General features: G+C 40.1%; 15 protein-coding genes. 13 read left to right on the top strand and 2 right to left on the bottom strand.

All coding sequences use genetic code 11. The features are described 5' to 3' along the window. The first annotated feature begins 274 nt into the window (after window positions 1-274). The 11 genes from PS1M3_RS14280 to PS1M3_RS14230 all read left to right on the top strand — a co-directional run bounded on the left by PS1M3_RS14280 (window position 275) and on the right by PS1M3_RS14230 (window position 6,681). A complete protein-coding gene (locus PS1M3_RS14280) occupies window positions 275-688 on the top strand; it encodes a MerR family transcriptional regulator (protein ID WP_008109656.1) in 414 nt (137 codons plus the stop codon). A gap of 101 nt (window positions 689-789) precedes the next feature. Further along, window positions 790-3,033: a heavy metal translocating P-type ATPase gene (locus tag PS1M3_RS14275; RefSeq protein WP_203985079.1), complete on the top strand. Its 2,244-nt coding sequence runs from the start codon at window positions 790-792 to the stop codon at window positions 3,031-3,033. Window positions 3,034-3,057: 24 nt separating this feature from the next. Beyond that, the gene (locus PS1M3_RS14270; protein ID WP_029773135.1) at window positions 3,058-3,411 is read left to right on the top strand and encodes a cupredoxin domain-containing protein; all 354 of its coding nucleotides are present in this window, start codon (window positions 3,058-3,060) and stop codon (window positions 3,409-3,411) included. Between the two features lie 9 nt (window positions 3,412-3,420). Further along, window positions 3,421-3,756 (top strand): DUF2933 domain-containing protein, encoded by a 336-nt coding sequence (locus PS1M3_RS14265; RefSeq protein ID WP_008128023.1) that lies wholly within the window; start codon window positions 3,421-3,423, stop codon window positions 3,754-3,756. Beyond that, window positions 3,749-4,414: an isoprenylcysteine carboxylmethyltransferase family protein gene (locus tag PS1M3_RS14260; protein WP_008128020.1), complete on the top strand. Its 666-nt coding sequence runs from the start codon at window positions 3,749-3,751 to the stop codon at window positions 4,412-4,414. The genes PS1M3_RS14265 and PS1M3_RS14260 overlap by 8 nt, the downstream gene beginning before the upstream one ends. After that, a complete protein-coding gene (locus PS1M3_RS14255; protein WP_203985077.1) occupies window positions 4,398-4,820 on the top strand; it encodes a hypothetical protein in 423 nt (140 codons plus the stop codon). Before PS1M3_RS14260 ends, PS1M3_RS14255 begins: the two co-directional genes overlap by 17 nt. A gap of 10 nt (window positions 4,821-4,830) precedes the next feature. Next, complete coding sequence (locus PS1M3_RS14250; RefSeq protein WP_008128017.1) at window positions 4,831-5,199, top strand: hypothetical protein; 369 nt, start codon at window positions 4,831-4,833, stop codon at window positions 5,197-5,199. A 48-nt stretch (window positions 5,200-5,247) separates the two neighbouring features. After that, complete coding sequence (locus PS1M3_RS14245) at window positions 5,248-5,601, top strand: hypothetical protein (protein ID WP_235590935.1); 354 nt, start codon at window positions 5,248-5,250, stop codon at window positions 5,599-5,601. Between the two features lie 36 nt (window positions 5,602-5,637). Next, on the top strand, window positions 5,638-5,895 hold the full coding sequence (locus PS1M3_RS14240; RefSeq protein WP_138529288.1) for a DUF5676 family membrane protein: 258 nt from the start codon (window positions 5,638-5,640) through the stop codon (window positions 5,893-5,895). 18 nt (window positions 5,896-5,913) lie between these two features. Then, window positions 5,914-6,288: a hypothetical protein gene (locus PS1M3_RS14235; protein ID WP_203985075.1), complete on the top strand. Its 375-nt coding sequence runs from the start codon at window positions 5,914-5,916 to the stop codon at window positions 6,286-6,288. Between the two features lie 93 nt (window positions 6,289-6,381). After that, a complete protein-coding gene (locus PS1M3_RS14230) occupies window positions 6,382-6,681 on the top strand; it encodes a recombinase family protein (protein WP_239104463.1) in 300 nt (99 codons plus the stop codon). Window positions 6,682-7,207: 526 nt separating this feature from the next. Here PS1M3_RS14230 and cadR read toward each other — a convergent pair. Further along, window positions 7,208-7,597 carry a Cd(II)/Pb(II)-responsive transcriptional regulator gene (gene cadR, locus PS1M3_RS14225; RefSeq protein WP_008109677.1) on the bottom strand — a complete coding sequence of 130 codons (390 nt, stop codon included), beginning with the start codon at window positions 7,595-7,597 and terminating at the stop codon, window positions 7,208-7,210. A 79-nt stretch (window positions 7,598-7,676) separates the two neighbouring features. Between cadR and PS1M3_RS14220 the strand changes: the two genes are divergently transcribed. Further along, window positions 7,677-8,408 (top strand): transglutaminase family protein, encoded by a 732-nt coding sequence (locus tag PS1M3_RS14220; protein ID WP_138739847.1) that lies wholly within the window; start codon window positions 7,677-7,679, stop codon window positions 8,406-8,408. After that, on the top strand, window positions 8,395-9,282 hold the full coding sequence (locus PS1M3_RS14215) for a cation diffusion facilitator family transporter (RefSeq protein WP_008128682.1): 888 nt from the start codon (window positions 8,395-8,397) through the stop codon (window positions 9,280-9,282). The genes PS1M3_RS14220 and PS1M3_RS14215 overlap by 14 nt, the downstream gene beginning before the upstream one ends. 71 nt (window positions 9,283-9,353) lie before the next feature. Here the strand turns inward: PS1M3_RS14215 and PS1M3_RS14210 are convergent, their stop codons facing one another. Continuing rightward, the gene (locus tag PS1M3_RS14210; protein WP_008128680.1) at window positions 9,354-12,482 is read right to left on the bottom strand and encodes an efflux RND transporter permease subunit; all 3,129 of its coding nucleotides are present in this window, start codon (window positions 12,480-12,482) and stop codon (window positions 9,354-9,356) included. Window positions 12,483-12,484 lie beyond the last annotated feature (2 nt).

Genomic DNA, 12,484 nt, shown 5'->3' with positions numbered 1-12,484 from the left:
CCCATCAAAAATAGAATGACTTATTCATTGATTTAAATAATCAATTGTTTTGAACGATTAGTACGATATTTGGAAAGGCACTATGAAAATGCTCAAGTTATTGCCATTTACAGTAATTAATACTGTCGATTTTGACCGAGATTTCTCTTTTACCAAAAAATTAGTTTTTAGCTTTTGCATTATTAATCACGAATAATCACTTGACCTGTGTCTTAGACACAGGTCTAAGCTGTAGGTGAGATTACAAACTTAGGTGAAGAACTAAGGAGTGAACATGAAAGTTGCAGAGCTGGCAAAAAGCCTTGGAACGACTGCTGATACGGTGCGCTATTACTCGCGATTGGGACTGTTAAAACCTGCCAAGTCAGTGAACGGCTACAAGTCATACTCGAATAAAGAAGTATCGAGACTTAAATTCATTTTAAGTGCCAGAAACCTTGGTTTTTCCGTTGTAGATATCAAGGAAATTATTAATGAATCTGAAGATGGTAAAAGTGCGTGCCCATTAGTCAGAAGCCTGATCAAAGAGCGGCTCGAAGAAACAGAAAAACAGTTTCAAGCAATGTTGGCACTTCGAGGAAAAATGTCTTCTGCGCTTTCTCGATGGGAAGAAATGGAAGACAAAGCACCGACTGCAAACATGGTTTGTCATCTCATCGAAAACTTTGAGCAAATTAAAAAAACATAGGAGGAAAAAGGGTGGCTACTAACACAAATATAAAAACTGAATCAGGCTGTTGCTGTCAGGCAAAAGCTCAATCCTCTTCGTGTAAAAGTAAGGAGAATACGTTGGAGAAAGTATCACATAACCAACAGCTTATCATTGAAGGCGCTGGGTGTGCTAGCTGTGTAGGCAAAATTGAAGGGGCATTAAATGCAACTCTTGGAGTCGTCAGTGCGGAAATGAATTTTGCTGATAGGACTGTAACAGTTTCTGGGACAGCTAAGACAGAAGAATTGATCAAAGCTGTTGAGTCTGTGGGGTATAACGCGAAGCCAATTGATGATAGCTCAGCAACAGATGCGCTTGACGAGAAAGAAGCGGCTGATTGGGCATATTATAAAAAGCTAATGCGCGATACATTTATTGCCCTTTCACTCGGTGTTCCTTTGATGATCTACAGTATTGTAGTTGGAGAAATGACGGTTGAAACCAACCTTGAACGCATGTCTTGGCTGCTTGTAGGCATTTTAACTTTTGGTGTTATGTATTTTTCAGGTAAGCATTTTTATGTTGGCGCTTGGAAAAGCTTTAAAAATCACTCCGCTAATATGGACACTCTAATAGCTTTAGGAACAGGTACAGCTTGGTTGTATTCGATGGTTGTCGTGTTTGCACCTGACGCCGTTCCATTGATGGCACGGCATGTTTATTTTGAAGCTACCGCCATGATCATTGGCTTAATTGATTTAGGTCTAGCATTAGAAATAAAAGCCAGAGGTAAAACCTCTGAGGCCATTAAACGTCTTATCGGCTTGCAGGCCAAAACGGCAACCGTAGTTCGTGATAACAAAGAGGTTCAGATTGGTATTGAGCAGGTTTTACTGAATGATGTTGTAAAGGTAAAACCGGGCGAAAAAATTCCCGTCGATGGTGTGGTATTGGAAGGCCACACCTCCATTGATGAGTCCATGCTGACAGGCGAACCCATGCCTGTTGAAAAAGCTGAAGAAGATGAGGTTGTCGCTGGTACTTTGAACAAATCAGGCATGATTTTATTTAGAGCGACACGCGTTGGTAAAGACACGGCGCTTGCACAGATCATCAATATGGTCAAACGAGCGCAAAATTCAAAACCGCCGATTGGCCGCTTGGCCGATGTTATTTCAGCTTTTTTCGTTCCTGTTGTCATGATCATCTCTGTGTTAAGTGCGCTAGCATGGCTTAACTTTGGACCTGAGCCTGCAATTGCTTTTGCCATCGTTTCAGCAACTACCGTACTCATTATTGCCTGTCCGTGTGCTTTGGGCTTGGCAACGCCTATGTCTGTTATGGTCGGAGTAGGAAAAGCAGCAGAAGCAGGAGTGCTAATTCGAAACGGTGAAGCACTGCAAACCGCCTCTAAAATCACTGCCATGATTTTAGATAAAACGGGCACTATTACTGAAGGGGCACCTAAGGTAACCGATATTGTTTTGGCAAAAGCTACTAACGAAGAAGGCGTACTACAGCTTGCAGCAAGTTTAGAAAGCGGCTCAGAGCACCCTTTAGCGCAAGCGATTGTTGAAAGTGCGTTAGCGCACGATATTGAGTTACTAAAAATTGAAGCCTTTAACGCCATCACGGGTTTTGGTGTAGAAGCAAACTGCAACAATAAAGCCCTGCTTTTCGGTAACGATAAACTAATGAAGTTAAAAGGCATAGACCTCACTGGCTTTGTTGGAAAAGCCCAGTCTTTAGCAAAAGAAGCTAAAACACCTATGTATTTTGCTGTTGATGGTGAGCTTGCCGCAATAATTGCTGTTGCAGATCCAATCAAGTCAGACTCAATCTCTGCTATCCAACGTCTTCAGGCCAATGGTATACGCGTCATCATGCTAACGGGGGATAACAAGGAAACCGCTGCCGCTGTTGCCAAAAAAGCGGGCATTAGCGAGTTTTTTGCTGAAGTGCTGCCAGAAGACAAAGCCAACAAGGTGAAAGAGCTACAAGGCAGTGGCGAAATCGTTGGTATGACAGGTGATGGCATCAACGATGCTCCGGCGCTAGCGTTAGCTGATGTTGGTTTTGCTATAGGCACAGGTACAGACGTTGCGATTGAAAGCGCAGATATTACCCTGATGCGTGGTTCACTTCATGGCCTTGCTGATGCCATCGCGGTAAGCAAAGCGACTTTACGAAATATCAAACAAAACTTGTTTGGCGCGTTTGTCTATAACGTAGCCGGGATTCCTTTTGCTGCGGGGGTTCTATACCCCTTCTTTGGCATTCTGCTTAGCCCTGTAATTGCTGGTGCTGCAATGGCGTTTTCGTCATTGACCGTAGTGTCAAATGCAAATCGACTTCGCTTTTTTAAAGCCCAAAACTCATAGAAAGTAAGCATTTGGAGAATCACAATGATGATAATTAACTTATTAGGCTTAGTGTTAATTGCAATGATTGTTTGGTGGTTTTGGCTATACAAACCCAATAAAACAATTGTTCAAGATAGTGAAGTACTCATTGAAGTGAGGGATGGCGTGTATTCACCATCCTCAATTCAGGTGTCTGCTAGCCAGCCTGTCACTCTGAAGTTTATGCGCAAAGATCAATCACCCTGCGCTGAAACAATGCTTATTCCATCATTGGAGATAAGTGAGCAGCTTAAATTAAATGAAATTACTCAAATTACCTTATTGAACTTATCACCGGGAGAGCATGAGTTTCATTGTCAGATGCAAATGTATCGCGGTGTCTTAAAAGTCGTTTAGGAGGCCAACATGAAAAATGAGCACCCTAAATTTTGGTTTACACCCACAGGTTGGGCTGCATTGGTGCTTATTGCCGCAGCCACCTATTTTTTAATCTTTGAACATGGACAACATGTTCTGCAATTTCTTCCCTATTTAATTTTGCTGTTATGTCCTTTGATGCATGTATTTATGCATGGCAGTCACGGCAAACATGGTCACGATCATTCACATGCGCCTGATGACAAAAAGGAAGAGAGCTTTCAAGAACTCACGGATAAAAATGAAGCCTATCGCGATGGCTACATACAAGGGTTAGAAAAAGGACGCAAGGAATTGCATAAGAAGGAGAACAGTGATGAATGAGACATATGATTATGGCTTATGGTCAATGGTGATACTGAATTCAGCAATTTTTATCTTTTTTGCCTTTAGTTTTGTAAAACCAAAAACATCAACTGATTGGCGAAGCCTAGGAGCGTTCTCCGCCTTTATTGTCGCCCTATTTACTGAAATGTATGGCTTTCCTTTAACTATCTATTTTTTGTCTGGATGGTTAACTGAAAATTACCCAGAAGTTAACTTCTTTGCGCATGAAAATGGGCACTTATTACATACTTTCTTTGGTTTGGAAGGTGATGCCCATTGGGACCCATTTCATATAGCGAGTATGGTGTTTATTGTGGCAGGTTTCTTTATGTTGTCTTCAGCATGGAACGTATTGCATCACGCGCAAAAACACCATCAATTGGCTACTACAGGATGGTACGCGAGGTGTCGTCACCCACAGTACGTAGCTTTCATTCTAATCATATTCGGCTTTTTATTGCAGTGGCCGACCATCCCAACACTTGCGATGTTTCCAATCTTAGTCGTTGTTTACGTCAAGCTAGCGAAACGCGAAGAGACACAAGCTATTGCCGAGTTTGGTTCGGAGTACCATAGCTATATGGAATCGACACCAAGTTGGATTCCAAATTTTAATAAGAACATAGAAGGTAAAAATCATGAAAATGTTAGGTAAATCAATTTTATTTGTCAGCTCACTATTGGCGGCCACAAGCTTATTTGCTCAAAAAAATGAGAATAAACATGAAGGTGCGAACAAATCGGATATGCATCAAGGCATGGCAATGTCGCATGAGAACATGGGAAAAATGCATTCAAAAATGATGGAAATGAAAAAGGAAGTCCATGCCATTAAAGCTGAAAAAGATCCTGAAAAGCAACAGCAGATGATGGCTGAACATCACCGCTCAATGATGAAGATGATGCAATCCATGCACAAAAACATGGAAGAAATGCCAATGCATCAACAAATCAAGATGGCTGAACATCATTTAGAAATGATGGGGAACATGATGCCGCAGATGAACCGCAAAATGGAAGAAATGAAAGATAGCAATCAACAACACTCGCACTCACATTAGGAGATAAATTATGAGCGATTTAGATCATAGAGTTGGCGTTAGAGAGCAGAATTTAGTTGTTCGAAATTTAAGACTAAGTAATGTCACAGAAGAAAACTGTGACGAGTTAGTAAAAAAAATTGATCAGCTTTTTGGTATAGATGAAGTCAGTTACAACATCAAAGAAGGTGAAATACACCTAGCATATGATGCGGCAAATATAAACCTTGATGGGATTGAGGAAGTTATTCGCAAACATGGTGCCGATGTTCATGATGATTGGTGGACGCACACTAAAGAAAGTTACTACAAATTTGTTGATCAGAATGTTAAAGACAACGCTGCTCATAAACCGTGGAGTTGTCACAAAGTTCCTCCGGGTGCAAGCCGGATAAAATAAGTAAGCTTCCAAAGAGCTTGCTCAGTTAATAAGTTAGATGAGGAAAAAATGATGAAAACATCCAATATGAAAATTCTTTTGCTTGTTGTATTCGGTATCTTTTTAGCAGGCTGTTCGAATACTGCGTTTTATCACAAAAATATGATGAGGGGCCAAGTGGTTGAGCAGTCTACTGATCGAACTCTGATTTGTATTGGTGCCAAACATGGTGCAGAGGTTGGACAAAAATACAGTGTTATTAGATTCCATGAGGAAATTGCGCCGGGTGAAGGTGATGATCCGTACACTATTGAAAAAGTGGGAACGGTACAAATTACTAAAATTGTAAATGATCACTTCGCAACGGTAAAACTAATATCTGGTGACATCGCAGCGAAAGATATGGTGGAACTTGAAGACTAGTAAAGTGGTGGCGAAAGCCACCACAGGAGAATAACGATGAAACTTAATGAAAAAGCTTTTGCGTTGGCCTGTGCCGCCGCCTTTGCCATTGTTTGGGTTGTGTGTTCAGTTCTGGTTATGGTGATGCCAGATATGATGTCCAGTATGACTGGAAACATGTTACATACGGATTGGAAAAGTATGGGCTGGCATATGTCCTTTATAGGGGTACTTATTGGTGGCTTTTTATGGGCATTATTGATGGGGATCACTGGCTGGCTGATCGCTAAAATCTATAATATGCAATCAAGTTAGCAGAGAAGGTTAATTTTAGTGGAATTATCTCAAGGACAATATTTGAAGCAATGGTTGGGTAGCACACTAATAATTGAGTTAATTGGTGAATTATCCGTTAGTGGAATAAACCAATATTTGGAAGAGATTACCGATGAGCTATCTTCGGTTAACCAGCCTGTTAATTTTATTTTGGATCTATCTTGTTTTAAAGGTGTAGTTGTTAGTCGTTGCTGTAACGTAGAACCAATATCAGTGCAAATACGCTCTACTGGAGTGACTTCAGCGAGAAAAGCTATTGTCGGAGATAAGTTAAAAGGTGTTCAAATAGACATAACTGAGTTTCCGGAATGCTCTATCAATAATACTGAGCACTTTAGTGATCTGAGTAGTGCGTTGAGGTGGATTCAATAATGATGCTTACTATAAGACTGGTTTTTAAAAAGTATAAATTAAAGTAGCAGAATCCGAACTAAAGAACAAGATTTAAATGTTCAACTGTCCAAGTTGGACGCTCAGGGCTGTGAAAAAATATTCCAAGGCAAACAGTCTGGTGCTTCGATTCGAAATGAAGAAAAGCTTAAGGAACTCATCGACTTTATCAGGGAAGGTGATGAAGTTATTGTTACTCGCCTCGACCGTTTGGGACGGTCGTTAAAATCTATTCTTGAGGCAATTGAAAGCATCCATAAGAAAGGTGCTTGTTTGAATATTATCGACGGCTCTCTCAATACCAAAAATGATAATCCGTTTGCCACTGCCATGATCAACCTATGTGGAGTATTTGTGACTGTGCATAATGATTGAGATTGATCTCATTTTAGACTGAAAGGTTTTAAAGGGATGCCGCCAATCTCTCTTTTTATGAAAGTATGATTTTTTAATCATAATATCTGAGACTCAATCAGTTATATTACGATAATTTGATGCTATTTGCTAACGGCAGCTCCTCCGACATTGCGGACATTAGCATCAATGAATACCTTATGACTTCACTTAGCCAAAAGCGGAAGTTAGCTTTTGAGTTATTAACGAAAATTCAGAGTGTAAAGCAGACGTTGAAGAGTCAATAATAAACTTCAATTTAAACACTCTAGTGCATTAACGGCTGCAACTAATTTTGTCGTTCTAGAATTGGCGGAATTTTGCTGTTCCATATGAGAAGTAAACACACCAGTCACCATTCAATAGTTTGGCAAAACCTTGTGTGACTCATACTTGTGATACCGCTGACATGAATTTGTCAGCATTTCTTCCGTTTTTATCTGTCCACATTTAGGACATGCAATAGTCGATTAATGTTCTATATTCTGCCCGTATGCCTCTAACAGAGTTAACTATCTAGTGACTTAATGATCCCGCATGCTTCAATAGTATTGTTCGAACCACAAGCACTAGCCATCTGTTGTAATTCAGCTTTAAGCGCCCTTAATTCTTTCATGCGTTTATTCACTAGTGCAAGTTGCTGATCAATTAATGCATTAACGCTAGAGCAGCTTTCTTCTGGCTTATTTTTTAATTCGATAAGACGTTTAATATCATTGAGTGATATATCTAGGCTGCGACAATGTTTTACGAACTCCAATTGTTTAAGTGCTTTACTATCATACAGCCTGAAATTACCTTCTGAACGGTTTGGATTTAACAGTAATCCTTCTCTTTCATAATATCTAATCGTTTGTATTGAACAGCCCGATTTTTTAGACAATTCGCCTATTTTCATCAATTTTCCCCAGACACTTGACTCTATAGTTACTATAGGCTCTATAGTATAAGTATGCAACGAAAAGGATATATAAAAAATGACTGAGAAATATTTAAACAATACGAATATCGTTAATTTTGAACACAAAGATATCCAATCCCTGATCGATCAGCGAGGATGGCAAAGCTTAGACGATTTCAACAAAATTGGAGCAGCATACCAATTTGTGAAAGATGAAATTTTGTTTGGTTACAACAAGAGCGATGATATTTCAGCGAGTGAAGTGCTGTCTGATGGTTATGGTCAATGCAATACCAAAGGCAATCTACTAATGGCTCTATTGCGTGGATTAGGCATTCCATGCCGATTTCACGGGTTTACTATAAACCAACAGTTACAGAAAGGTGCCATACCAATCTATGTTTTTTGGTTAGCGCCGAAATACATTATCCACAGTTGGGTAGAGGTTTACTTTGATGGACGTTGGATCAACTTAGAAGGCTTTATCTTGGATGAGCAATATCTCACTTCGTTACAACAGAAATTTAGCGAAGAAAAAGATAACTTTTGTGGCTATGGTGTTGCGACAAAATGCTTCTCTGCTCCAGATACAAATTGGCGCGGAACTGATACCTATATTCAAAAAGAAGGTATTCATGATGATTTCGGACTTTATGACTCTCCTGATAAGTTCTACCAAGAAAAAGGCACTAATTTGTCAGGCGTTAAACGTTGGATGTATCAGCGAGTGATCCGTCACCTGATCAACTTCAATGTCGCCAAAATAAGAAAGACGACAGTACTGGAGGTACAAAATGCACAACCATAATCACAGTCATCAGCATGGTAAAAACGACCGGATTGGCTGGGCATTTTTCCTTAATGTGATATTTACTATTATCGAATTTATTGGGGGTTGGCTAACCAACAGTACTGCGATAATGGCAGATGCCGTTCACGATCTTGGTGACAGTCTTTCTATAGGTTTTGCATGGATTTTAAGTCGTTTTTCAGATAAAGAAGCATCAGACAAATTCAGCTATGGTTATCGCCGACTTACACTTTTTGGTGCATTGGTAAATAGTATCGTTTTGATTATTGGTTCTATTTGGGTTTTATTTGAAGCAATACCGAGGTTGTCCAATCCTGAAATGCCTGTTGTCGAGGGGATGTTAGGGCTAGCGATACTCGGCGTTGCCGTTAACGGATATGCTGTATTAAAATTAAAAGCTGGAGAAACCTTAAATGAAAAAGTACTTACATGGCACTTGCTTGAAGACGTACTTGGCTGGGTTGCTGTGCTTATTGTATCTATTGTGCTGTTATTTGTAGATTTGCCCATTTTAGATCCGTTACTATCTATTGGCTTCACATTGTTTATCTTGTTCAATGTTTTTAAAAATCTGAAATCAACAATTGTCTTGTTTCTTCAGGCCGCGCCAGATGAAGAAACTCAAGAAAGTATAAAAGAGTCGCTAACTAACCTTCCAGAAGTTAATGGCGTACATCATCTGCATTTTTGGTCGTTAGATGGCGAAAGTCACGTATTAACCGCTCACATAGAATTAGTCGAAAAAATTGACGTTGATGAATTAATTAAACTTAAGGAACAAGTGGCTAAGAGACTTTCTGCCTATCGCTTGTCTCATACAACCATTGAATTTGAGTTTCCTAAAGAGACTTGCCGAGATGATGCGAATTAAACTTTAAAAATTAAAATAAAAAGATTAAATATAAAAGCAGCTTAAACATAAATTAAGCTGCTTTTTTGTTTTTAAATTTCGTCAGATTGCTGTTTACTGCTCTCAGCGCCATGCGCCCATTGATATAAAATAGGCAATACAAACAAAGTTAAAATTGTAGAAGATATAATACCGCCGATAACAACTGTTGCTAGTGGTCGTTGCACTTCTGCACCAATTCCAGTGTTTAACGCCATTGGAATAAAACCTAAACTTGCGACCAGTGCCGTCATTAAAATAGGTCTTAAACGAATGATGGCACCTTCAATGATCGCTACGTAAAGGTCGCCTTTTTCATGCCAAAGATCTCGAATAAAAGCCAACATAACCAAGCCATTTAATACGGCAACACCTGACAATGCTATGAAGCCGACACCTGCCGAAATAGATAAAGGCATGTCTCTTAAATAAAGAGAAATTACGCCCCCAGTTAATGCTAACGGTACACCACTGAAAATGATCAATGCATCTTTTAATGAACCAAATGCAATAACCAAAATACCTAAGATAACAATTAGTGTGATCGGCACAACTAAGCTTAATCTTTTACTCGCTGACTCTAGCTGTTCAAAGGTTCCGCCATAATCAAGCCAGTATCCTGCTGGAATTTCTCCTTCCTGATTAATTTTAGCTTTCACTTCTTTGACAAAACCGCCTAAATCTCTACCACGAACATTGACGGTAACCACAACTCTTCTTTTACCGCTCTCACGGCTAATTTGAGCAGGTAAAGACTCAGATTTAAGCTCTGCAACTTCTTCAAGTGGCACATAGTTACCATTCTCAAGTGGAAGCGGCAGAAATTTCAAACCATCAATATCCGTTCTAGTTTGCTCCGGTAGACGAACAACTAACTCAAATCGTCTGTCTCCTTCATAAATGATCCCCGCAGATTCCCCCCCTATTGCAGTGGCAACCCAGTCTTGCAATTCGGTAACGTTCAATCCATACCTACCAAGTGCTTCGCGTTTAGGGATTACCGATAAAGATGGAACACCTGTGACTTGTTCCATTCTGGCATCTGCTGCACCATCTACGGTTTTCACAATATTTAGAATATCTTTTGCGGTAAGTAATAACCGATCCAAATCATCGCCAAATACTTTGATGCCCACATCAGCTCTAACGCCAGAAATCAATTCATTGAAACGCATTTGAATAGGCTGAGTGAATTCATAGTTGTTGCCCGGAATGTTTTTCAGTACCTCTTCCATTTCTTCAACTAATTCACTCTTTGGCTTTGAAGGTTCGGCCCAATCTTTACGTGGTTTTAAAATAACAAAGATATCAGCAATACTCGGTGGCATTGGATCAGTTGCTACTTCTGGTGTGCCGATGCGCGAGAATACTTTATCAACTTCAGGAAACGCTTTAATACGTTGCTCAAGTACTTCTTGCATTTCTACTGATTGCTCTAGGCCAGTCGATGGAATTCTTAATGCCTGTAGTGCAATATCACCTTCATTTAATTGAGGAACAAATTCTGTCCCAAGCGTAGTTGCTAACCAAAGGCTATACCCCATTAACAGCGTTGAGAATGAAACAATAATCCAACGAAATTTCATCGCCATTTTTAACAATGGTTCATAAATAGACTTGGTTGAACGAATAACTACACTTTCTTTTTCGCTGATTTTACCTTTCATAAACACAGCTACAGCAGCAGGAACCAGTGTAACTGAAAGGATCATTGCGGAAATTAACGCCATAACGACAGTTGCCGCCATAGGGTGGAACATTTTCCCTTCAACGCCAGTTAGCGTGAAAATGGGGATGTAAACAACAGTGATAATTGCCACACCAAACAAGCTTGGACGTATCACTTCTGAAGTGGCTTCAAAAACGGTATTTAGGCGTTCTCTTAAGTCTTGCCTATGACCGTTGTGTTGGGCCTGTGCTAACCTACGGACAGAGTTTTCAACGATGATTACAGCCCCGTCCACTATCAAGCCAAAGTCCAATGCGCCGAGACTCATTAAATTGGCAGATACTCCTGCTTGCACCATACCTGTGATTGTCATTAACATGGAAATAGGGATAACAGCAGCGGTAATGAGAGCTGCACGTAAATTTCCAAGTAGAATAAATAACACAACAATAACTAAAAGCGCACCTTCAACGAGGTTTTTGGTAACGGTTGCAATCGCTTTATCTACTAATGTTGTTCTGTCGTAAACAGGCTCAGCGGTAATGCCCTTTGGCAGAGATTTTTGTATTTCGCTGAGCTTCTGTTCAACTGCTAAGGCAACGGTGCGAGAATTCTCACCAATCAGCATCATGGTTGTACCAAGCACTGTCTCAATGCCATTACGAGTAGCAGCCCCTGTTCTAAGTTCTTTGCCAATAGCAACATTGGCAACATCACTTATTTTTACAGGAATACCATTGTACTTTTTGATGATGACATTGAGGATCTCATCTATTGTCTCAAGTTGCCCAATGGAGCGCACTAACACTTGCTGTCCGTTTTGTTCGATATAACCTGCGCCACGGTTGTCATTGTTTTTACGTAATGCATCAGATATTTCTTCAAAGGTTACCTGATGAAAAAGTAATTTTTCGGGTTTAGGCGTTATGTGATATTGCTTGTTGTAGCCGCCGATACTGTTGACCTCAATGACGCCTTTAACTTGAGCCAATTGCGGTTTAATGATCCAGTCTTGTATTTCTCTTAAGGCAATAGCGGTATAAGGCTCTCCATTAGGCATTTTAGCGTCAGGAGAAGCTTGTACGGTATACATAAATATTTCGCCAAGCCCTGTCGAAATAGGACCCATTTCTGGCTCTAAGCCAGAGGGAATAACGCCTTTTATCGCAGCTAATCTTGCATTGATTAAGTTGCGAGCAAAATAAATATCGGTTCCCTCTTCAAAGATAACGGTTACTTGAGATAATCCATATCTTGACAGGGAGCGGGTGTGAGACAGCTTTGGCAATCCGGCTAAGGCTGTTTCTACAGGAAAGGTCACCCTTTGTTCCGCTTCCAAAGGTGAATAACCGGGGGCAGAAGTGTTTATTTGTACCTGCACGTTTGTTATATCTGGAACAGCATCAATGGGAAGTTTTTGATAACTCCACATACCAACGCCGATGATTACCATCAGCAAGCTTAATACTAAATAGCGCCTATTTATTGCAAGACGCAAAATTGATTCAATCATAT

The sequence above is a fragment of the Pseudoalteromonas sp. PS1M3 genome (assembly GCF_016865405.1).
Lineage (GTDB): Bacteria > Pseudomonadota > Gammaproteobacteria > Enterobacterales > Alteromonadaceae > Pseudoalteromonas > Pseudoalteromonas marina.
This window is presented reverse-complemented; position numbering and strand designations above follow the sequence as displayed.

What these genes read in the sequence shown, in the direction of transcription:
- PS1M3_RS14280 (WP_008109656.1), top strand. Translation starts at nt 275, where the DNA reads ATGAAAGTTGCAGAGCTGGCAAAAAGCCTTGGAACGACTGCTGATACG.
- PS1M3_RS14270 (WP_029773135.1), top strand. Translation starts at nt 3,058, where the DNA reads ATGATGATAATTAACTTATTAGGCTTAGTGTTAATTGCAATGATTGTT.
- PS1M3_RS14265 (WP_008128023.1), top strand. Translation starts at nt 3,421, where the DNA reads ATGAAAAATGAGCACCCTAAATTTTGGTTTACACCCACAGGTTGGGCT.
- PS1M3_RS14260 (WP_008128020.1), top strand. Translation starts at nt 3,749, where the DNA reads ATGAATGAGACATATGATTATGGCTTATGGTCAATGGTGATACTGAAT.
- PS1M3_RS14255 (WP_203985077.1), top strand. Translation starts at nt 4,398, where the DNA reads ATGAAAATGTTAGGTAAATCAATTTTATTTGTCAGCTCACTATTGGCG.
- PS1M3_RS14250 (WP_008128017.1), top strand. Translation starts at nt 4,831, where the DNA reads ATGAGCGATTTAGATCATAGAGTTGGCGTTAGAGAGCAGAATTTAGTT.
- PS1M3_RS14245 (WP_235590935.1), top strand. Translation starts at nt 5,248, where the DNA reads ATGATGAAAACATCCAATATGAAAATTCTTTTGCTTGTTGTATTCGGT.
- PS1M3_RS14240 (WP_138529288.1), top strand. Translation starts at nt 5,638, where the DNA reads ATGAAACTTAATGAAAAAGCTTTTGCGTTGGCCTGTGCCGCCGCCTTT.
- cadR (WP_008109677.1), bottom strand. Translation starts at nt 7,597, where the DNA reads ATGAAAATAGGCGAATTGTCTAAAAAATCGGGCTGTTCAATACAAACG.
- PS1M3_RS14220 (WP_138739847.1), top strand. Translation starts at nt 7,677, where the DNA reads ATGACTGAGAAATATTTAAACAATACGAATATCGTTAATTTTGAACAC.
- PS1M3_RS14215 (WP_008128682.1), top strand. Translation starts at nt 8,395, where the DNA reads ATGCACAACCATAATCACAGTCATCAGCATGGTAAAAACGACCGGATT.
- PS1M3_RS14210 (WP_008128680.1), bottom strand. Translation starts at nt 12,482, where the DNA reads ATGATTGAATCAATTTTGCGTCTTGCAATAAATAGGCGCTATTTAGTA.